The organism is Corynebacterium auriscanis, from assembly GCF_030408435.1.
GTDB lineage: Bacteria > Actinomycetota > Actinomycetes > Mycobacteriales > Mycobacteriaceae > Corynebacterium > Corynebacterium auriscanis.
This window is the reverse complement of record NZ_CP047046.1, coordinates 2,244,233-2,265,745: the sequence shown is the minus strand read 5'-3', so window position 1 is coordinate 2,265,745 and position 21,513 is coordinate 2,244,233. Positions and strand designations below refer to the sequence as shown.

Below are 21,513 nucleotides of genomic sequence, written 5' to 3'. Positions count from 1 at the left end.
CTTCCCATTCAAACTCCGGGTCGCATCGTCAGTTACAGCGCTATTTAACGACCGAATAACGGTCGCGCGTCTTGGGCAAGTAGTTTGTCCGCGCCCACGCTCAAGGCCCCGACCGCCCGCCACACGCGGGACGTCACGTCGCGGTCCTGCGGGGAGACTAGGTTACCCATCACACGGGTGGCCACCGCCATCACTGCGTGGGCCTGGGGTCCCCGCATTCCCACTGGTCCCAGAGCAGACATCAGCCCCGGCATTGTCAACCCCATCGCCAGGCGGCGCGCCAAGCTGAAAGCCTCGCCGTACTCTTCCCGCAACATCGCCGGCCACATGAAAAGCAATCCGTGGGGATTGCGTGGGGCGTCGGGTAAAAGTGAAATCACCAAACGAGCGGATTCGAGGGCATAGTCGATGCCCTCGCCATTGAGGGGGTTGACCAGTGCAGCAGTGTCCCCGATGGTGGCCCAGTTTTCGCCCGCGACCCGTGTGACAGCCCCACCCATGGGCAAAAGAGCGCTTGTGACACGCGCGGGTGCGCCTTCAATAGCCCATTCTTCGCGCAGCTGCTCAGCGTAGTGGCGCAACAGTTTCTTGGTATTCACCCCGGAGGGGCGTTTCGCGGTGGCTAACGCACCACAACCCAGGTTCGCCTGCGTGCCGCCAAGCGGGAAAACCCAGCCGTAGCCGGGCTGCGCAACATGGGATTCATCCCGCAATTCCAGGTGCGAGTGAATCCATGGTTCATCGCCGTGCGGTGTGCGGATGTATGAACGCGCGGCGACACCGTGCACCATTCCACGCAACCACTGCACACCAAGCTTCCTCGCGACCGTACTGCGCACCCCCTCGGCCAACAGCAGGAATTTAAAGTGGCACGTGACCTGCTCTCCCGTTGCCTGGTCCACCCCTGTGACTGCGGATACGCGATTGGCGCGGTCGTGCGTGGCGTCGAGAATTTTGATGCCTCCGTGAAACTCCGCGCCCGCAGCAACCGCATGGCGCAGAAGGGCTGAGTCCAACTCGGTGCGGGCGATCGCCGAGCCCCGGGTAGGGAAACTGCCGGTGGACGGCCATGGTTCAGTCACCGAACCTCCGAAACCATGCAGCTTCAGTCCGTTAATGTGTGGCCGGTCGTCAAGAACCCCCTGGGCGCCCATGTGGTGTAACGCCGCCACAGCTCGCGGGGTAAGGCCATCGCCGCACGTCTTGTCGCGCGGGGTGGTGAGGTGGTTTGCCATATCGACGACGCCCACGTGGTAGCCGGCTTGAGCTGCATACCAGGCGGCCGCACTGCCAGCTGGGCCGGCGCCGACGATGAGAACGTCCGAGGAGATGGTACGAGACATAAATGTCATTGTGGCACGTATCGGTAATTGCGAAGCGCTAAGGTAACCTAGTTGAAGAATCTGCGAGACTTATGTGCGCGAGCCGTGCAGGGCACCATACCCGGCACGTCGCACTGTGCTCCATATGGAGCAGTTTTTACACATCCACGACGAATGACGAGGCTGACCGAAGGAAATGGCAAGCACTGAAAACGCCGCCGTGAAATCTACCCCGGTAGCACCGCAACTGGGCAGCCCAGGGCTTAATGAGATGCTCCAGGCGCGTGTCGAGGTGGCGGAAAAGTTGCTGCGCGAATCGCTGATGGAAGGCGAGCCATTCCTGACGGATAAGATCAACCACTTGGCGATCGCCGGTGGTAAGCGGTTCCGCGTGGTGTTTACCCTGTTGTCCGCGCTGTACGGGGAAAAGCCCACGGCCGATGAGGTTTACAAGGCTGCGGTTGTGGTGGAGCTGACTCACCTGGCCACGTTGTACCACGACGATGTGATGGATGAAGCCGATCGACGACGCGGGGCTGACAGTGCGAACATGAGGTGGGGCAACTCCATTGCCATCCTGGCGGGGGATTACCTCTTCGCGGTGGCTTCGGACATGCTTGCGGACTTGGGTGCCGCAACTGTTAGCCACTTTGCTTCCACGTTCCGTGAGCTGGTTACGGGGCAGATGCGCGAGACCGTGGGATGCGCAGAGGGGCAAGACCCCATTGAGCACTACATGACCGTCATCCAGGAAAAGACCGGCGTGCTTATTGCCGCAGCCGGCTTCCTTGGGGCGGAGCATTCCGGCGCGCCTGTGGAAGTGCGCGATGCGCTGCACGCATTTGGGCGCAACATGGGCCAGGTTTTCCAGATCGTCGATGACATCATCGATATTTGGTCCGATCCCGAAGAATCCGGCAAGGTACCCGGAACGGATCTGCGCGAGGGCGTATTCACGCTTCCCGTTCTCTATGCAATGCGTCAGGATGACGAAGTGGGTGCTCGCTTGCGAGAGATCCTTACGGGGCCAGTTGAAGACGATGCGTTGGTGGAGGAAGCCCTTGAATTGATCAAGCGCTCCGAAGGCCGTGAGCGCGCGCAGGAGCAGGTTCAGATCTACCGCGATAGGGCAGAAGCCGAGTTGGGTAAGTTGCCTGAGTCTGAGGCGACTAGCGCGCTGCGGGAGCTTTTGGGATTTGCGCTGAAGCGCTTGGGTTAACCCGGTGTGTGGGGGAGTCGGGTGGGTGGTTGATCTGGTGCGTGGCTGAATCTGGCGCTTGGTTGACCCGGTTTGTGGGGGAGTCGGGTGGGTTGGGGAGTCGGGTTCGTGGTTGACCCGGTGCGTGGTTGAGTCAGGTGGGTTGGTGCCCCGGTGTGTGGGGGAGTCGGGTGGGTGGCTGACCCGGTGCGTGGTTGAGTCGGGTGGGTTGGTGACCCGGTGTGTGGCTGAATCCGACGCGTGGGGGAGTCGGGTGGGTGGCTGACCCGGTGCGTGGCTGAATCTGGCGCGTGGGGGAGTCGGGTGACCGGGTAGACCATGGCTCACCGACGCGGGAGAATGCCCAGCCGAACTGCTGATTTGTGCTTTTTGCGATAGTTCATAGTAAAGTATCGAGCGCACCCTTGAGGTGCACGCCAGATTGCCCGAGCGGCCAAAGGGAGCGGATTGTAAATCCGTCGGCATTGCCTACGTTGGTTCGAATCCATCATCTGGCACCATCAAAAACCCGGTGAAACTGAAAGCTTTCAGTCCCACCGGGTTTTGTTTTCGTGCGTTTTGGGTTGAGTAAAGAAAAGGGGTTAAGGGACAGAAAGTGTGTCCGGTCGGCGTGTCGTCGGCCGGGCCTTTTGTGTTTATCTGATGGTGCCTTTTTGTGTGCCGATGTTGTGTTGGTAGTCGGCTGCTTTTAGAAATGATGGGGGCAGGGAGCGCAGACGGGTGTAGGAGGTTTTCCCGATCGCTCCGGTGTTCGCGGATTGATTTCGGTGTGGATGTTCCTTTATTGAATCCGTTGCCGGATTTTTTGAGCTGATTAACAAATGTGCAGCAGAAGTCCAACAAAAACGCGTCATTTTGTCAGAGTTCTGCTGCACATTGTGTGAGCTGGAGCGTGGGCGGTGGGGTGTGGACTGGTGCGTGGGCGGTGGGGTGTGGACTGGTGCGTGGGCGGTGGGGTGTGGACTGGTGCGTGGGCGGTGGGGTGTGAGCTGGTGCGTGGGCGGTGGGGTGTGGACTGGTGCGTGGACGGTGGGTACTTCGCTCCCACGTCGTTCGTTACCGGGAGCGTTGGAAGCGCGCCGAGATCGACGAGCCGGAGGGTGTCAGATGGTTTGTGTGTGGGGTTCCACCACATAGTCTGAAGGATGAACCATTATGACAACTATGTCTCCGAAGAAACATCAGAACGCTGATCAGGTTAAGGCTGTTTCCAACAGGATCATGGCGAGCCCGGAATTATCGAAACTGATAGGTGAGCTAGCCCAGGCTGCCGATGGCGACATCAACGCGCTTGTCCGCGGGGTGCTGCAGTCATCGATCAACAGCGGCCTGGCCGCTGAAATGGAGGCGCACCTGGGTTATGAATCCGGTGACCGTACGGCAAAGGCCGCTGCGGGGCAGACAAACCATCGCAATGGTAGTTATTCAAAAACAGTCGATACGAACTACGGGCCGATCGAGATTGACATTCCCCGTGATCGTGATGGTTCGTTTATCCCGCGAATGGTTCCCAAAGGCGCCCGTCGGATTACAGAGCTGGATGACATGATCGTGTCCTTGTATGCCGGCGGCATGACGATTAGGGATATCCAGCACCATATTCACACCTCCTATGGGGTGGATATGTCCCATGAGACGATCAGCAACGTCACCGATTCGGTGCTGGATGCCGTCATGCAGTGGCAGCACCGCAAGCTGGATGCGTTTTATCCCATCATGTTTTTGGATGCCATCCGCATCAACGTCCGCGACGGTGGCAGAGTCGTCAACAAAGCGGCCCACATTGCTGTAGGCATTGACCTCGACGGAATCAAACACATCCTCGGCATCTGGGTTGCCGCCAATGAGGGTGCATCGTTTTGGTCAGGGGTATGCGCAGAACTAGCCAACCGCGGAATCGAAGACGTCTTCATCGTTGCCTGTGACGGACTTAAAGGTCTGCCGGAAGCCATTGAAGCAACCTGGCCGCATTCACTCGTGCAGACCTGTGTGGTGCATCTGATCCGTAACGCCAACAAATACGTCGCTTACGGTGACCGCAAAGCCGTCTCCGCCGCGCTAAAAGAGGTCTACACGGCAGTCAATGAGACCGAAGCACGCAGCGCGCTTAACCGGTTTGCTGACAGTGAACTCGGTAAGAAATACCCACAATCTGTCTTGGTATGGGAACGCGCCTGGGAGAGGTTTGTACCGTTTCTGCAGTTCACCCCGCAGGTGCGGAAAATGGTCTACACGACCAACGCGATCGAATCACTCAATAGTGAACTGCGTAAAGCCACCCGCAATCGCATCCAGTTCCCCAACGATATCGCTGCAGTAAAAGCACTGTGGTTGACGATCTGCACGATCGAAGACAAGCGAGCACTCAAGCGTGCAAAGAAAGCGAAAGGGGCACCGAAACCAGATAAATCAGGACGCATAATCGAAGGGAGAACAACCGTCGGCTGGATGGAAGCACTCAACCAAATGATCGTCGCCTACCCCGACCGATTCGCCCCATACATCTAGAAAACAAACCTCCACACACAAAAACTTGACACGCCCACGAGCCCATCAGGGGTAAGTAGCTGAAAGGGGTTGAGCAGCAAAAGCGGGGCTAAGAGGCAGGAAATGTGTTCGAACAGACACGCTTCTCGCCAGGTCACACGTCACAAAAACATGACGAGTCGCTAGCCAACTGGACAATTCCCCGTCGTGCTTAGCTTCGGCCCCATTATTCCCCGTCGTGCTTAGCCTCGGCCCCATTATTCCCCGTCGGATTAGCCCTAGCCGGACAGGTTCTAGTCTCGCTTGTTCTTGCCTGCAAACCCTTAATAACGGTGAGTTTGGGAAGCGATTCTGGGTGTCTAGCAGGCGATTTGTTAACTCGTGGCGGTTCTGGTTATGCTAACTCAGGCTTCGAGCGATACAGGCACAGGGTCGATATGGGCAAAGTGTGTGGGTCGTTGTAGTAACGAAGTTTTGCCCCCTTAGCTCAGTCGGCAGAGCGTTTCCATGGTAAGGAAAAGGTCGACGGTTCGATTCCGTCAGGGGGCTCTGTCATTTTTCCAGCGTCGCCACGTCAGTGGATAACCCCATAAGGCTGGTGGCCGGTGGTTAGAAAATGACTGTGGCGGTGTAGCTCAGCTGGTTAGAGCGCACGACTCATAATCGTGAGGTCCCGGGATCGAGTCCCGGCACCGCTACCACATGAAAACCCTCCCAGGTTCGCCTGCGGAGGGTTTTCTTGCGTTCGGATTTTCTTTCCTGGTGCCTCTTGCTTGCCTCGCGTCCTGACCTTGTGTAGCCCACGCCTTGCCCTTGAGCACCGCTCGCCCCACTTCTTGCTCGCTCCACACCCCGCCTCTTTCTCGCCTCGCGTCCTGACCTTGAGCACCGCTCGCCTCACACCCCGCCTCTTGCTCGCCGCACACCCCGCCCGAGTGCACCCCACACCCCGCCCTCACTCTTCCCGTGCTTCAACGCTATTTGGTGCTGAATCGCGGAGCTGATAAACTCGTTCCCTGTTGTGAAACCCAAGGCGATCACAGTGTGGCGTCGAGCCAGAGAATTCTGGTGGCCTGCCAAAGCCAACCAGCAACTGATCGCCGAGTGTGGGTGTGGCAACACCTTGAGGAGACGAAAGTCCGCGCATATAGCCGACATCGCGTAGGCTGTTAACGCAGATGATCAATCCGAATAGGGGCGTGGCTCAATTGGCAGAGCAGCGGTCTCCAAAACCGCAGGTTGCAGGTTCGAGTCCTGTCGCCCCTGCATATTTTTTGTAGGACCCTAAGGAGAGTTCCACGTGAGCGACGAGAGTATCAAGACTCCCGCTGCCGGATCCGGCGACGGTGCTGGCCTCCGACCAACTGGTAAACGCCAAAAAGTTGGCCAGGCCACCACGGCGCGTGCAAACTCCTCCTCCCGGGCCCCAGAGGTCGTTAAGACCCGCAAGAACCCTTTCTCCGCCATCGTTGACTTTTTCCGTGGCGTTGTTCGCGAGATGAGCAAGGTCATCTGGCCTACTGGCAAGGAGATGGTGACGTACACCATCGTTGTGCTGGTCTTTTTGGTTCTGCTTACAGCCTTGGTGGGTGGCGTTGATTACCTCACCAGCCTGCTAATGGGCGCTATCTTCCGTTAAACCTCGCTGACAGCCTAGTTACTAGTGGCTCAGTTCTAGCCACCACGGTTTTCGGTGGCACGCCAGAGGTTCCGCTAGTTGAAATTCTCCGCCCCCGCCGTGCTAGACTGGCATCATCGCAACCGCCTTCACCCCCTAGGGAAGGCGGATTTTTAATTGCTGATTGTTAATTGCGGAACGCACCTGAGCGCATCAAACCTGGATTGCATCAGGTCAGCGCCTGCCAAGGAGAGGAATTCAATTGTCCACTGACAAAGACATCACTGCCGAGAGCCTAGCCGCCGCTGCCCAAGAGGACGTGCAGCAGGCTGTCACCGAGGCCGCCGAGGCTCACCGCACTTCTACTGATTCCGACGCCCCATCGTCCGCAGCTGACGCCGCAGATCAGGCAGACGCCGCATCCGCGGGCGCCGAAGGTGCCGCCGCCGACAATGCCGCCGCCGACAATGCCGCCGCCGAGGGCACGCCCGCGGAAGAAGCAAAGTCCGATTCCGAGCAGGAGCTCGAAGACGCAGCTATGCAGGCCTACAAAACCCGCCTGCGTGAGTTCATGCGTTCCATGAAGAAACTGCCGGGCGAATGGTACATCGTGCAGTGCTACTCCGGTTACGAGAACAAGGTGAAGACCAACCTGGAGATGCGCGCGCAGACCCTTGGTGTGGACGAGCACATCCACGAAGTTGTGGTGCCCATCGAGGAGGTCACCGAGCTGCGCGATGGCAAGCGTAAGCAGGTCAAGCGTAAGTTGCTGCCGGGCTATGTTCTGGTCCGCATGGAACTGGAAGATGCGGCTTGGTCTGTTGTCCGTGATACCCCGGGCGTTACAAGCTTCGTTGGTAACGAAGGCAAGCCAACTCCTGTGAAGATTCGCGAGGTTGCCAAGTTCTTGCTGCCACCGGAGACCGCAAAGCCCGCTGCTGCCGAGGAAGGCGCAGAGCAGGCAGGCGCGGTGGATGTATCCTCCACCGGTGTGGCTACCCCTCCAAAGCCGGCCAGCGAAGCTGTCGTGGTGGATTACGAAGTGGGCGAGTCGGTCACCATCCTTTCCGGCCCATTTGCCTCTGTTTCCGCCACGATCTCCGAGATCGATACCACCGCTAATCGCCTCAAGGCCATGGTGTCCATCTTCGGCCGTGAAACCCCGGTGGAACTGGAATTTGATCAGGTGGAAAAGCTCAACTAAGCTTGACCGGTCCGCTAATGTGTACATTTTCCGGTGGCCGGTCTTAGTTAATCCGGCATCCGGTCGGTAGCTAGCGTGGGCTCACGTTCCAACCGTGGAGTGGTGAGCCTAAACTTTTGCCCTCGCGGACGGCACAGTTACCGATAACAGAAAGAGGTTTCATCATGGCCAAGAAGAAGGTCACGGGTCTCATCAAGCTGCAGATCCAGGCGGGTCAGGCTACTCCTGCTCCTCCAGTTGGTCCTGCTCTGGGTGCTCATGGCGTTAATATCGTCGAGTTCACCAAGGCTTACAACGCTGCCACGGAATCCCAGCGCGGCAACATCGTTCCTGTTGAGATCACGGTCTACGAAGACCGCTCCTTCGACTTCAAGTTGAAGACCCCGCCAGCAGCTAAGCTGCTGCTGAAGGCGGCTGGCCTGCAGAAGGGCTCCGGCGTTCCTCACACTGACAAGGTCGGTTCTGTGACTTGGGAACAGTGCAAGGAGATCGCTGAGACCAAGAAGGAAGACCTCTCCGCTAACGACGTGGAGATGGGCGCACGCATCATCGCCGGTACTGCTCGCTCCATGGGCATCACCGTGGAAGGCGCACCAGCTTAAGGATTTCTTTCTCGACGCCCCTCGCTTTTCACCTCAGCCGAACATGGCTAGGGCCCGGTTCTTGGCGTGGCGGGGGATGGCAAGGGGCGTCGGCAAAAATGAGAAAGAGTGGCGGAGCCGAAAGGTTCCCGCTTCGCCCGAGCGCAGTCAGCGTTAGGAAAAGAAAGAGTGGAAGGGCCGCTTGCTGGCCCGAGCACCACAACCTCCATCAAAAGATTGGAAGAACATTATGAGCAAGACTTCTAAGGCATTCCGCGCCGCAGCGGAAAAGGTTGACAAGTCCCGCCTGTACAGCCCACTTGAGGCTGCCAAGCTGGTCAAGGAGACCTCCTCCAAGAACTACGACGCAACCGTTGACGTTGCTATCCGCTTGGGTGTTGATCCACGCAAGGCTGACCAGTTGGTTCGTGGCACCGTTTCCCTGCCCAACGGCACCGGTAAGACCGTCCGCGTTGTTGTATTCGCCGAGGGTCCAAACGCCACCGCTGCTGAAGAGGCTGGCGCTGACTTCGTTGGTACCGCTGAACTGATCGAGAAGATCCAGGGTGGCTGGACCGACTTCGACGCCGCCATCGCTACCCCAGACCAGATGGCTAAGGTTGGTCGTGTAGCCCGCGTTTTGGGTCCACGTGGCCTGATGCCAAACCCTAAGACCGGTACCGTTACCCCTGACGTTGCCAAGGCTGTGTCCGAGATCAAGGGCGGTAAGATTTCCTTCCGCGTTGATAAGGCTTCTAACCTGCACGCCATCATCGGTAAGGCTTCTTTCTCTGAGAAGCAGCTGGCTGAGAACTACGGCGCTCTCATCGATGAACTGCTGCGTATTAAGCCTGCTTCTTCCAAGGGGCGTTACCTGAAGAAGGTCACCTTGTCCTCCACTTCTGGCCCAGGCGTGCCAGTAGACAACACTGTGATCAAGAACTACGCGGAAGAGGCCTAAGGTCTGCTTTCCACGCGATGCCGGTTGGGTTGTAACCCACCTATCGTGATGTGGTTCTAAGTGGCCCGAAGATTCTCGGGCCACGAGCGGGAATATTAAAAGCACCGAGACCGGTCCTTGATGAGGATTGTTTCTCGGTGCTTTTGCTATGCGCCCATGTCGCGTGCCGGATGATGGGGCAGAGTTTTAACGCCTCCGCCGTAGTTGCACCCGTCCCAGACCGGGGATGACGGCGGCCTTGATGGGTGGGTGGTTGCGACGGTAGGTCTCGGGGCCGCCTGGATCTAGGGCCTCCTGGATGAGGTCCAATACGCCCGGGGAGTACAGGATTGCCAGGTGATCCGAAAAGTCTTTGACATTACCGGTCTGGATTAGAACATTTTTTACGGTCGCGCCCGGGCCTGCCTCGAGCTGCTGGGTTCGCCACGGCGTGACTACCTGATCGAAACGCGAACATATCATTAGGTAGTCAACCCCGGGCATCGTGTCCCCGTTGCGGTTGAGGTGCTTCATAAATTCAGAACCAATTGTTTGGTCTACTGCCGCTCCGCCCAGCACTTTTTGCGTGAACTTGAGCCGGCCGTTTTTCCCCATGAGTTTTTCCGCCAGAGGCGCAATACCGCTCATGGTGGTGCCGTGGTTAGACCCGCCCAAGCCGATCAGTCGGCGCACTTTATTCTTCGCTGGATCATCTGCGTTGGCCCCGCCGCTGTCGCTTAGGTACAGCCGGGCTTGAGCTACGCCCTGGGAGTGACCAACTAAATCCACTTGGGGCGCACCCGTATGCTTTAGCACCCGGTCGATGAATTCCGCTACGTCCTTTTGGCCTTCCCGTAGCGGCGCCGACGCATGGACTGCCTTTGCTTTACCTGCCCACGCGGATGTATCCCGCCCGTAGTTCATGGCAAATACCTTGTGGCCTGCTTCTTGTAGTTGCGGGGCTAACAAGGACCAGGAGTTGTACGCGTTTAACCAGGTGCCGTGGATCAGGACCACGGGAAGTGTTGGCCTTTCTGTTCGGACGCCCTTCTCCCATTCGTCTAATGCCTTTGGGTAGTAATCCTTGGTCTGTTCCCACAGGTTGGTTCCCACGGGCTGCCATGTGGGGTTTCGTAGGGAACGGAGGAATGCAGTGATGAATGCGTGGCTGGTGCGCACATTGGCATGCAGTTTCGCCGCGTCCTCTCCACTGTTCGTGGTGGGGTGGTTCAAGGTAGTGCCGTTATCGCTCATACCTTGTCACGGTAGTGCAGGGGGAAGATTTTGCGGGGGAAACGGGGGTATCGGTAATAATTGTCATTAATTAACCTGCGGTATATCCTCTACTGAAAATGATGCCAAATTGAGGAGTTAGCATTCAGTGCTGCGGGGTTTGACTACTTGCCCAGCATCGGTGACGTTGACTTCTGTTCATGGCACTGCGATGACGTAAGCCGAAGAGGATTATCTAGATGGCCCAAAAGAGAAAACTGTCCGCCCGCCGCGCTACTCTCGCGACGACATCCGTACTGTGCCTGACTGCCCTTGGAATGGCTGGATCATTCGGTCTAGACGGTGTGGGACCCAAAGGGTTCGGCCCGGCCACGGCCAATGCACAGGAATCCCCGACCGTATTGAAAAATGGGCACATTGATGCGTTCAACGTGTCCGCAGATGATCAGGGATTGGTTCTGCAACTGAAAGAAGATGCCACGGGCCAGCACGTGAAGCGCGAACCCAGCAGTGTGGAACTCTGCGTTACCGAAAAAGCGTGGGAAGAGGGCACGGCTAAGGTGGACTTCATCGGGCAAGGCTCCTATTACCTGCCGCAGGGTTCTGATGGCAGCCAGACGATCTGGCCCGGTTGGGATACCAGCGACGTACGTGGTAGCGGCGCGAAAGCGGTGGACATCCACATTGCCAGCTTGCAAGGGCCCGGTGAAGTGTACCTGTGGCAGAACGCCAACCTCGGCGAACTGAAACCTGTGACCGGTAACTACCAAGTACAGTCCGGCGCAAAGATTAACGTGCCGGCTCCTGCACACGTGCACGCCAACTGGGCTTTTACCAAACCAGGGCGCTACACCATGCAGGTGCAGGCCAAGGCGGATAACGGTGCTACCTCCGCAGCGAAGAACTACTACTGGACCGTGGAAGGCGATGGCGTTTCCTGTGGTGATGGGATAGGCAAGCACCCAAAGCCGCCGTCAAGCGGGGATTCCAATCCCGGCGTTGATGATGAGTCCGGTGGAATCGGGAACAACGGCGAAACCGGTAACAACCAAAACGGCGGCGCTGCAGGTAACGGTGGGTTGAGTGGTAAAACTCCCGGCACGGGGAGCCGCTCCGCATCGTCTGCTGGAGCTTCCACGAGTGGCTCAAGCCGTGGGACATCAACCCGGGGCACCTCAACCAAGGGTGGCGGTGGAATTGTCCAAGGTGTGAGTAGCGCGAAGGGTTCGGCACCACAATGCAAGAAGGGTGAACCTGCCCTGCGCGCGCGAATTAAGGACGATCGTCAGTCCCCACCAACGTGGCGCAGCCCTAGCTCGTTAGTTTTCGGTCTGGGTGGTGCTGCTAAGGCGGAGGTTCCCCAGGCTTTGGGACCAATTAACCGTGGAACCGTATGGATGATTGGGTCCACCCAGCAAAACGGTGTGCCGTGGCTGGGTGCAAACACCATGCACCCTGACTTGCTAGCGCAGACAACGGGTGATGTGGCCTTCAGCCTGACTAGCTTCAGTGGCCCAGGCAATATGTTCGTGTACGAACAGGGCAACTTGGGACAGATCGTGGGAACTAAATGGTTCCAAGCGTCCGGCGGCCAGGCCAGTGGTTCACACACCGTTCCACGCAACAGCCACGTTCACCCCAACTGGGTTTTCGATAAGCCTGGCACATACAAGGTTGGGATCACCCAGACTGCTGTGCTGAAAACCGGCAAAAAAGTATCCGCACCAGCCGTGTTGACCTTCAATGTCGGCGGGGCAGGCAACGCGAACGCAGGCCACTTCGACTTCGGTGCTGATGTCACCACCAGTGGCAACTGTGATGGTGGAACTGGCGCGGCAGGTGCAGCCGGTGGAATGGGCGGCGCGGGTGCCGACGGTCTAGGGGCAGCTGGATCAGGTGCAGATGGCGCGGGATCGGGTGCGAATTCCCTGGCAAATACCGGTATGACATCGGGTACGTTGTCACTGCTGGTGGTCGGTCTTGGTATCACGGCGCTGGGCGCAGGAATCGTCTATTACCTGCGTTCTAGCCAGGCCATGCTGCGCGTATATGCACGCCGTTAAGTCCACATCCTTGCGCGCCTACCGCAGGGTTATAGGCGCTGCGGTGGTAGTCGGGGCCGTGTGGTTGACGTCCGCATGTGCATCCTCGCCGGCGGCTATGAACGGCACAACACGAGGTTCAGCCGGCGGTGCTGACACGCTGGCCGGAGTGCCTTCACGGGACGACGGAATCGTCGACGTGGTCACCACCACGCCGATAGTGACCGACCTGGCCCGCAATGTCGCGGGCACCCGCGCTCGGGTCACGGGCCTGATCCCATCAAACGCGGATCCGCATACCCACGAGCTAACGCTGCGCGATGTACGCAATATTGCCAACGCAGATGTGGCGTTCAGCAACGGTTTGTTGCTTGAACCCCAGCCGGTGCTGCGGGCGCTGCACAAAAGCTCGCTACCTGGAACCCCAGTGGTCCCCGTTGCGGAAGAAGCAACTACCCGCGGTGCCACCGTCATCCCGTTGGTAGAAAACCTCGCGTTGGATACCGTGTGGTTGGGCTTGCGGTCAATCTCCATCGGTTCGACCGGATCCGATGGGGAAGTCCAGCTGGCCGTCACTAACGTGGAAGGGCCAGGTGATGCGGCCGCGTATGTCACCGGCACGTTCGGCACTCCGGAAATCTTCTTCAACTCCGCCGATGGGTTCAATGCCGCCCGCGGGTACGAGGGGGATTCCACCACGTTGCCCGTGGATGCACATACACACATGAGCTGGGCTTTCAACAAGCCAGGTGTATACCGCGTGCACTTCGAAGCCTCGGCCATCACGGCTGCGGGACAACTCCCACAGCGCGTGGCCGAACAGACCGTGACCTTCGCGGTGGGAGTGCCACCCGAAGAAGCGGCCCGGTCCAGCGTTCCTGAGGGCAAAGAACCCGAGTTCCTGGACCATGGACATGTCGATGTGGCTGTGGGTGTGGATAAAAAGTCAATCAGTCTGCGCGACGATCGAAAGGATACCCCCGCCGATAGAGCAGTGGTGGTAGTGCCAGCAAAGGCGCTGCAGCAGATTCCACCATCACCCGCATTTCGGTTCTTGGGCAACCCAGGATCGGAAACATACATGCTGCCGCAGGCCGTGCTGGGCAAACACGTGCATGGCGAGTTGGATCCGCACCTGTGGCACAACGTGCGAAACGCAATGGCGATGGTCAAGGTCATTCGCGATGAGCTCATTGCCGTGGACCCAGGCGGAACACGGGAATATCGGCGCAACACCGATGACTACCTAGCTCGCCTGCGCCGGTTAGATCAAGACATGCAACGTGCGGTGGACACCGTGCCCAAACAACACCGGCACCTGGTGACCGCCCACGACGGATACGCCTATCTGGCGGACGCCTACGGGATGAAGATCGGCGGATTTATTTCCCCCAACCCAGCCGTGGAACCCAGCGCACGCGATGTGATCGCGCTAACCCGCACCTTGGAAGGGCTCAACGTTCCCGCCGTGTTCCTAGAACCGTCCCTGGCAGGGCAGGCGCGGGACCTCAAACAGATTGCGGAGAACCTCGGAGTGCAGGTCTGCACGATCCGCGGCGATGCATTCGACCCACAGGTGGCCAGTTACGAACAGCTCATGCGGGCAAACGCGGACAATTTCACCACCTGTTTGAGTGGCAAGTAACGCGCACACGCCCCAGCTGACGACGTGGCGGGACAAAAACACACACGATGAACGGACACGAAAGAAACACTATGGTTAACAACTCTGCAGCTGCACGGATGACCCCCACCCCGCGTAAGGTGATCGCGGCCGCGGGCTGCCTGGCCCTCGGTTTAAGCAGTGCACTGGGTAGCGCAGCTTCGCCAGCACTCGCGTTGTCACCAGCCACCAGCGCCCCAGGAGCCATGCTGGTGGCGCAGGGCGGGGAGGCGTCGGACCAAAATGGCCACACCGACCCAGCACTGCAACAAACGGTGAAAGACGACGAGCGCTTCGCCCCGCGGGGAGAAAAACATGCGTTTACCAAGGGGCACGCGGATTTGGGCGTGCGCCTGGATAGCAAGACCGAGGGCGGGATGACGATGATGCTGCGCGACGATGCGCAGGAACAACCCGTGTGGCGCCACCTTGAGGACGTGGCATTTGTGGTTGGGGATAACTCCAAGCAGCAATTGCCGGACGGTGGGGACTACGACTTCACGGGTGCGCGCGCCGGCCAGCAGGTGTACGTGCTGCCACAGACCGAAAAGCAGGGTGTGCCGTGGCTAGGTTGGAACACGCAATCTCCTGCGCTGGTCAAGGGCGTGAGCCGGGGTGTGACCATGCAGTTGCTGGGCCATCAAGGGCCGGGCCAGTTGACGATGTTCCTGCAATCGGGTGGCTTCGCAAAACCCCAGAAAATCTTCAACACTGCCGAACCCATGCCGCAGGGGATGTTCGTGGACCTCAACACGCACGCGCACGCCAACTGGGTTTTCACCGAGCCGGGTGTGCACCGCGTGGCACTGGGAATTAACGCGAAAACTAGCGATGGCAAGGATGTCTCCGGCACCAAGGTGGTGACATTCGCGGTGGGAGTGGACGCGCAGGAGGCGCTCAGTGCCGGTTGGCAAGGCCAGGTTCCTACGGTGGCCTCTGCCGACGACGCCACGCCGGGCGCTGATTCCAATTCCTCCCAGGGCGGAAACTCTCACTCGGCGGATACCGCAGGGAATTCCGCGGCTGGGGAATCGTCCGAACAGTCCGAAGGTATTGATCCCGTGGTGTGGGTGCTGGTGGGAGTTGGCGGTCTGCTGGCACTCATGGTCATCGGGGGCTTGGTGATGATGCGCTCAGGCCGTTCCGCGCGCCGGGAGGCGGAAGATCAGTTGCGGGAACTGCGTGCGGCCCGGGAGGCGCGGGAGGCCCGGGAGGCCCGCGGCCAGCGGGCAGAACACGGCCGCGAGGGCAATCCTGTCGACGGGGAGGATGACAATGACTAATAACGAAGACGATTCAGGGCATGTCGCCCCTGGCGGGGAGCCTATTCTTCGGATCCGGGACATGGACGTACGCCTAGCGGGGCGCGACGTACTGCACGGAATAAATCTTGAGGTCCGTGGTGGCGAGCTCATGGGATTGCTGGGGCCGAATGGTGCGGGCAAAACTACGCTGCTGCGTGCTGTGTTGGGGTTGATCCCGCGCAAGGCGGGAACAGTCGAGGTTGCGGCGGGTGCACGGGTTGCTGCTCAGGGTGACCACCCTGCTCAAACCAATCACGCTACTCAGACCAACCACGCTGCCTTAGCCGGCCCAACCGCCCAGCCAGCCCTCAACGCTCCGATGCTCTCCGGCCGGGCGGCCCGTGCCCAGATCGGGTACGTGCCCCAGCGCCACGAGTTCGCCTGGGATTACCCCATCAGCGTGTATAACTGCGTGCTCAACGGCCAGACTGGCAAACGCGGGTTGTTCCGCCGCGCCTCCGTTGCCGATCATCGCGCAGCTGCTGAAGCTCTGGATCGGGTGCATCTTGCGGACCTCGCCGATCGTCCGATTGGCCAACTGTCCGGAGGCCAGCGGCAGCGCGTGCTGGTCGCCCGCGCACTGGCCACCAAACCCTCACTACTGCTGCTGGATGAACCATTCACCGGAATGGACTTCCCCAGCATCGAGTTGCTCTGCGATGTGCTTGCACAACTACACCAGGACCAGGGCATGTCCACGTTGATGATCACGCACGATTTGCCTCAGGCCGTCCACATCTGCGACCGCATCACGTTGCTCAACGGCTCCGTGATCGCCACTGGCGCTCCGGTGGAGCTGAACGATCCCGAACCATGGACGCGCACCTTCGGCGTGCGATCCGATAGCCCATTGTTGAGCTCCCTGGGGCTGCAGCGTGGCGTCGAGAATAAAGAAACCCCAGGAAACGGTGCGGATGTGCACCCCGCCCACCTCAACTACGAAGGAGCTAAAGCGTGATCTCCCTGACGCAGTTTTTCCAGGACCTGACGAATCCCGCCTTGGCCTTCTTGCCGAAGGCGCTGCTGGTAGCGGTGCTGAGCGCCATGGTGTGCGGCGTGGTCGGCGCACACGTGGTTCTGCGCGGAATGGCTTTCATCGGCGATGCTGTCGCGCACGCCGTTTTCCCCGGTTTGGCCATCGCCTTTGCCTTGCAGTCCTCCGTGGTTGTGGGTGGGGCAGTGGCGGGCATTGTTGTGGCGGTGCTCATCGCCGTGTTCTCGCAGCGCCGTCGCATCAAAGAGGACACGATCATCGGTATTTTCTTCGCGGCCGCGTTCGCTGCCGGCCTGGTGGTGATTTCGAAGGTGCAGGGTTATACCGCTTCGCTCACGAGTTTCCTGTTCGGTTCCATCACGGGTGTCGCTACGGAGGACATCGTTATGGTAGCCGTCGTGGGCGCAGCGGTTTTGGTGTTGCTCACGGTGTTCCATAATCAGCTGATCGCGGTCAGCTTGGATCGCGAAACGGCCGCTGCCCAGAATATTCGTGTTTTTGCTTTCGACCTGCTGTTGTACTTGGCGGTCACCGCGGCCGTGGTGATGTCCGTCCGTACCGTGGGCAATATTTTGGTTCTGGCGCTGCTCGTCACTCCCGCCGCTACCGCGCGCCTCGTCACTGATCGCTTGCCCGTGATGATGGTGCTTTCTGCCGCGATTGGTGCCGTGGCCTCTGTGGTGGGCGTGTACCTGTCGTGGGCTTGGGATATCCCCACTGGGGCGACGATTGTTCTGGTTGTCACGGCTTGCTTTTTGCTGGCTTTTTTTGGGTCGTCGGTACGTTCTTTATTTTCGACGCCACGCGCTGCCCGACCTCGCCAGAAAACGCTACGTACGCGGGTGGCCGGTAGCGTTGCTGCAGTGATGCTGCTTGCCGGTGGGGCATTCATTGGTCCGGTTGTCCCGGGTTCACCGAGTGGGAGGGATGCGGGGGAGGCAGGGGATGCCCAGACTGTTCGGGAGGGGCGCAGTGCGCTGAGTATTGTCGCGCCGGTTGCAAGCGCGCAACCGAATTCCGACTCGGATGTTGGGGCGGGGGATCCAACGGACGGGATGAGCGCGGACAGCGCGGATGCTGAGAATGCTGACGGCACCGGAAATAGTGGATCCGGAAACGGTGGCGAAAGCAACGACGGCGCTGGTACCGATGGTCGCGCTGAAGAGGGGGAGCGTGGGGAGGGTAACTCCACAAACAATGGCGATGACTCGCGATCCGAGGGATTGACTCGTGATGATGAAACCCTCGTCGAGGGCTTGATCCGCGTGTTTAAGAAGTTGAATGTGGATATTCTTCGTCTAGCTCAGAATCTACCGGCGGTGGTGAAAAACATCATTGCGCTGACTGAGAGCCTGCGCGGGGACGACCACACCGATGCGCGGCGCAACCACGGTGATAACCGGGGCGGTGCTGCTGCGGATGCAACCAAGGACAAAGAACGAAAGAAACAAGCTGATCGTGTGGCCGGTGCGATCATTGACCGGACCAAGAATCCGGATGCTCACGTTAATGGTGGAACTGCCGGGGGTGGAAATGGCGCCGAAGGTGAGAAAAAAACAGCCGGCGGTAATACCGGTGGCGACAACTCGAACGGTGCGGCTGCGGGCGACCTGAATGGTGGCGGTGCAGTTGATACAGGTGGTGACATTGGAGGTGGCAATGCCGTGGGTGGCGGCGACGGTGATGCAGGCGTTGGTGAGGACGGTGCGAAGGGCGCCGATGATCTCCTTGAAATGGCGGCTGAGGACGTGCTGGCGGGGGACGGCGTCGAGGGAACAGGAGACCAAGCCGGTGGCATCAAGGCCCTAGGCTTCAGCGGTAAGCACGGTGAAGGTAACGAAAACCAGGCAGCAGGCGGTGCAGACGGCGGCTCCGCGAACGCCGCAAAGCAGGATCAGTCGAAGATCCAACAACTGGCGAGCAGCTTGACTGCCGGTGGGTTCGGCGGCGGATTCACCATGGGCGTGGGACTGATGGCGCTGCTGGGTGGCGGATTGTTCTTCCTCATGGCGGCCCGCAATATGCGTGAGATGAAGCTGGCGATGTTGCAAGCAGACCTAGAACGCGAACTGGCCGAGGAGCGACGCGCGGAAGCGGTGTATGAGGACGAGGGCGAGGAGCAAGGCTGGACGTAGGCTGACATGCTGCGTTGAGGTGCAGCTGGCCGAGTGCCTAGTGTGTTTAGTCTGTTTAGTCTGCCGGCGCCTAGCGGGGTGTCCAGGGGGTCGAGGCGATTTGGAGCACTGCCGGCCTGATAGCTGGTGCGGTTGTTATGCCGGCGCCCAGCGGGGTGAAGCCAGCGCTGGTCCAACGCGATTTGGAGCACTGCACCCTGCCGGTGTAATGTCCTCCAAGGAAGTTTGAATCAACGTTCAAGTTTTCACCGAAGACCGTCGGTCATTTCGGCGCCACCGTGCAGTGTGGTTCCCAGGGAATCGCACGAAAGCTGTGGCTAGTCGAGATTGAAGGTTCATCATCTCATGATGACGGCCCACGCAGGTAACACGAGTGACGTTAAGTTGGTTCCCTTGTAATAGCGCTTATACAACGAGCGCGGGCCCGCTACCAAGCGGAAGATCCCGAGGAGAAACCGGACTTAAGCGCCCTGTGCCCCTGCGGGTACGGGGCGCTTAGTCGTTAGTGATGTGTTGCCTTCACCAAGATCGGCGGTGCTACGTACAAAGACGTACACCGCAAACATCAGGAAGGAGGCGAGAGTATGGCTAACCCGAAGAACACCGCTGCACTGGCAGAGCTCAAGGAGCGTTTCGCGAAGGCAGACACCACGTTGCTGACTGAGTACCGTGGCCTGTCCGTTGCAGAGACCACCACGCTGCGTCGTGCACTGGGTGCGGATGTCACCTACTCCGTCGCCAAGAACACCATGATCAAGCTGGCTGCTCGTGAAGCCGGCGTTGAGTTCGATGAGTCCCTGCTGACTGGTCCTACCGCTATCGCATTTGTCCACGGTGAAGCCGTGGATGCTGCGAAGGCCATGAAGGACTTCGGCAAGGATCACAAGAACTTCGTGATCAAGGGTGGCTACATGGACGGTAACGCGCTGTCTGCTGCTCAGGTTGAGGCCTTGGCAGACATGGATAACCGCGAGACCACGCTGGCCAAACTGGCCGGTGCCATGCAGGGTTCCTTGGCAAAGGCTGCTGGTCTGTTCAACGCTCCTGCATCTCAGGTCGCCCGCTTGGCTGGCGCCCTGCAGGAAAAGAAGGACTAGTAAGCTCCCCGCCACTGCCAACGTGTGCGCAGTGGCACAACAAAACGTTTAAAACCACATCGCCGGCGGCGAAGCCAATCGCGCACAGTCCGATTGAAAGCCGGCAAACCAATGAAAGGATGCCATCATGGCTAAGTTCACCAACGATGAGCTCATCGAGGCTTTCAAGGAAATGACCCTGATCGAGCTCTCTGAGTTCGTCAAGCTGTTCGAGGAGACCTTCGACGTTTCCGCTGCTGCTCCAGTTGCTGCTGTTGCTGCTGCTCCAGGCGCTGCTGGTGGCGCTGCTGAGGAAGAGAAGGACGAGTTCGACGTCGTTCTCGAGGACGCAGGCGCTAAGAAGATCGGCGTTATTAAGGTTGTCCGCGAGATCGTATCCGGCCTGGGCCTGAAGGAAGCTAAGGAGCTCGTTGAGGGTGCTCCAAAGGCTATCCTCGAGGGCGCTTCCAAGGACGACGCTGAGGCTGCTAAGACCAAGCTGGAAGAAGCTGGCGCAAAGGTTTCCCTCAAGTAAATCCTGCTTGAGTAGGAGTGTGCGGACCGGGGGTACCCCCGAGCCTCTCCCTTACCTTGTGACTCCCCAACGGGTGAGTTCGGTTGTACCGAACCCCGAGGGGAGTTTTTTTAATTGTGATTTCTATCGGATTTTCCCGTTCGCCCCAATAAACCCATACGATAGAGCGCATGACTATGAAAGCTCGGTTACTAGCGGCCTTTACCCTATTTGTCGGTTGTGCTCTATTTGTGGCCGGCTGGTTGCTGCCCGGGCAGGTCTCCAAGGACAAACCAGTCCCGCTGACCTTGGCGGCCACCACACTCTTTCTCAAAGACCCCGCCGCCACCGTCGGCCCGGGCTTTCAGGGCCCCGACGCCACAAAGTCCGTGACAGCGCCAGTCAATCGACAGTTCAATCTGCTGCTGGGGGAGCCAGCCACGGAGAGCGAGGCGTCGGCCCGAGTGGGAGTTAGTAGTTCGCGCATGGACGTAGCAGACGACCTAAAGAGCTTGCTTAGCGCCGAGGTGTGGAGCTTCACCATGGACCGGCGTACCGGTGAGGCGAAAGGCGATGCCAAGGTGGCAGACACGCCTGCAACTCCGCCGACAGAGTCGCCCATCGAAGGATATTGGGCGAAGTTCCCGCAGGATACGCAGAAGCAAAGCTACCCGTATTTCGATCAGACCCTGCGCAAGGCCATTCCCGCCGAGTTCCAAGGGACGGTGAACCGCACCAATGACCAGGGGCGAGAGACTGAGTTATACGTCTTCCGGCAGACGATTGAACCGACCAATGTAGCCAAGTTATACCCAGGGGTGCGCCACGAGACGACCCTCATGAAAGATGGGAAACAGGTCAAGGGATACCTGACCCACGGCGGCTGGCGCGAGATCACGGTGGAGCCACGTTCCGGATTGTTGGTGAGTGTGGAAGAGAAGATCGACGACGTATACCTGACCGATAGAGGAGAAGAGGTTGGCGAGCTGCTGCGGTTCCACGGCAAAACTAATGAACCCGTAGAGCAGGCGATGCTGGCACAAGCGCTCCTGACCAGTGGAAAGCGCGAAACGCAGAAATGGGGAGTTGCGTTGATGGTTGCCGGTGCTATTGTGTCTGCAGCGTCGCTCGTGGTTGTCTTGTGGCCTGGGCGACGGAAGAAGCAGCGGGCGTAGAATAAA

15 protein-coding genes, 4 tRNA genes and 1 pseudogene are annotated in these 21,513 nt (G+C 59.1%); 18 read left to right on the top strand and 2 right to left on the bottom strand.

Annotated features, from left to right (window positions below):
• Positions 1 to 44: 44 nt before the first annotated feature.
• Entirely contained in the window at positions 45 to 1,352 is a 1,308-nt protein-coding gene (locus tag CAURIC_RS09640) for a geranylgeranyl reductase family protein (protein ID WP_035113576.1), read from the bottom strand.
• A gap of 166 nt (positions 1,353 to 1,518) precedes the next feature.
• On the opposite strand from CAURIC_RS09640, the gene CAURIC_RS09635 reads away from it, so the two are divergent.
• The 10 genes from CAURIC_RS09635 (at position 1,519) to rplA (ending at position 9,392) form a co-directional block, all read left to right on the top strand.
• Positions 1,519 to 2,541, top strand: a complete 1,023-nt coding sequence (locus CAURIC_RS09635; RefSeq protein ID WP_035113578.1) for a polyprenyl synthetase family protein — start codon at positions 1,519 to 1,521, stop codon at positions 2,539 to 2,541.
• A gap of 415 nt (positions 2,542 to 2,956) precedes the next feature.
• A tRNA-Tyr gene (locus CAURIC_RS09630) sits at positions 2,957 to 3,041 on the top strand.
• Positions 3,042 to 3,696: 655 nt separating this feature from the next.
• On the top strand, positions 3,697 to 5,049 hold the full coding sequence (locus tag CAURIC_RS09625) for an IS256 family transposase (RefSeq protein ID WP_035114042.1): 1,353 nt from the start codon (positions 3,697 to 3,699) through the stop codon (positions 5,047 to 5,049).
• Between the two features lie 455 nt (positions 5,050 to 5,504).
• Positions 5,505 to 5,577: transfer RNA gene (locus tag CAURIC_RS09620), tRNA-Thr, on the top strand.
• Between the two features lie 75 nt (positions 5,578 to 5,652).
• Positions 5,653 to 5,729 (top strand) — tRNA-Met (locus tag CAURIC_RS09615).
• 492 nt (positions 5,730 to 6,221) lie between these two features.
• Positions 6,222 to 6,294: transfer RNA gene (locus CAURIC_RS09610), tRNA-Trp, on the top strand.
• A gap of 34 nt (positions 6,295 to 6,328) precedes the next feature.
• Positions 6,329 to 6,667, top strand: a complete 339-nt coding sequence (gene secE, locus CAURIC_RS09605) for a preprotein translocase subunit SecE (protein WP_035113581.1) — start codon at positions 6,329 to 6,331, stop codon at positions 6,665 to 6,667.
• A 241-nt stretch (positions 6,668 to 6,908) separates the two neighbouring features.
• On the top strand, positions 6,909 to 7,850 hold the full coding sequence (gene nusG, locus CAURIC_RS09600; RefSeq protein WP_035113582.1) for a transcription termination/antitermination protein NusG: 942 nt from the start codon (positions 6,909 to 6,911) through the stop codon (positions 7,848 to 7,850).
• Between the two features lie 164 nt (positions 7,851 to 8,014).
• Complete coding sequence (rplK, locus tag CAURIC_RS09595; protein ID WP_035113583.1) at positions 8,015 to 8,452, top strand: 50S ribosomal protein L11; 438 nt, start codon at positions 8,015 to 8,017, stop codon at positions 8,450 to 8,452.
• Between the two features lie 229 nt (positions 8,453 to 8,681).
• The gene (rplA, locus tag CAURIC_RS09590) at positions 8,682 to 9,392 is read left to right on the top strand and encodes a 50S ribosomal protein L1 (protein WP_035113584.1); all 711 of its coding nucleotides are present in this window, start codon (positions 8,682 to 8,684) and stop codon (positions 9,390 to 9,392) included.
• Positions 9,393 to 9,578: 186 nt separating this feature from the next.
• On the opposite strand, the gene CAURIC_RS09585 is transcribed toward rplA, so the two are convergent.
• The gene (locus tag CAURIC_RS09585) at positions 9,579 to 10,625 is read right to left on the bottom strand and encodes an esterase/lipase family protein (protein ID WP_035113585.1); all 1,047 of its coding nucleotides are present in this window, start codon (positions 10,623 to 10,625) and stop codon (positions 9,579 to 9,581) included.
• Positions 10,626 to 10,843: 218 nt separating this feature from the next.
• Here CAURIC_RS09585 and CAURIC_RS09580 point away from each other — a divergent pair, with 218 nt between their 5' ends.
• From CAURIC_RS09580 to pgfA, 8 genes and pseudogenes are all read left to right on the top strand, one after another.
• Entirely contained in the window at positions 10,844 to 12,667 is a 1,824-nt protein-coding gene (locus CAURIC_RS09580) for a TIGR03773 family transporter-associated surface protein (protein ID WP_290182660.1), read from the top strand.
• Positions 12,654 to 14,291 (top strand): anchored repeat ABC transporter, substrate-binding protein, encoded by a 1,638-nt coding sequence (locus CAURIC_RS09575; RefSeq protein ID WP_290182658.1) that lies wholly within the window; start codon positions 12,654 to 12,656, stop codon positions 14,289 to 14,291. The genes CAURIC_RS09580 and CAURIC_RS09575 overlap by 14 nt, the downstream gene beginning before the upstream one ends.
• Before the next feature lie 71 nt (positions 14,292 to 14,362).
• Positions 14,363 to 15,592, top strand: coding sequence for a choice-of-anchor M domain-containing protein (locus CAURIC_RS09570; protein WP_235700701.1), 1,230 nt, complete (start codon positions 14,363 to 14,365; stop codon positions 15,590 to 15,592).
• A gap of 61 nt (positions 15,593 to 15,653) precedes the next feature.
• Positions 15,654 to 16,571: an anchored repeat-type ABC transporter ATP-binding subunit gene (locus CAURIC_RS09565; RefSeq protein ID WP_290183433.1), complete on the top strand. Its 918-nt coding sequence runs from the start codon at positions 15,654 to 15,656 to the stop codon at positions 16,569 to 16,571.
• A pseudogene (locus tag CAURIC_RS09560) lies at positions 16,568 to 17,383 on the top strand (anchored repeat-type ABC transporter permease subunit); the annotation flags it as partial. The gene CAURIC_RS09565 and the pseudogene CAURIC_RS09560, both read left to right, overlap by 4 nt.
• Positions 17,384 to 19,326: 1,943 nt before the next feature.
• Positions 19,327 to 19,839, top strand: a complete 513-nt coding sequence (gene rplJ / locus CAURIC_RS09555; protein ID WP_035113587.1) for a 50S ribosomal protein L10 — start codon at positions 19,327 to 19,329, stop codon at positions 19,837 to 19,839.
• 127 nt (positions 19,840 to 19,966) lie between these two features.
• Entirely contained in the window at positions 19,967 to 20,353 is a 387-nt protein-coding gene (rplL, locus tag CAURIC_RS09550) for a 50S ribosomal protein L7/L12 (RefSeq protein WP_013889240.1), read from the top strand.
• Between the two features lie 170 nt (positions 20,354 to 20,523).
• Positions 20,524 to 21,507 carry a cell envelope lipid trafficking protein PgfA gene (gene pgfA / locus CAURIC_RS09545; protein ID WP_035113588.1) on the top strand — a complete coding sequence of 328 codons (984 nt, stop codon included), beginning with the start codon at positions 20,524 to 20,526 and terminating at the stop codon, positions 21,505 to 21,507.
• Positions 21,508 to 21,513: the final 6 nt, after the last annotated feature.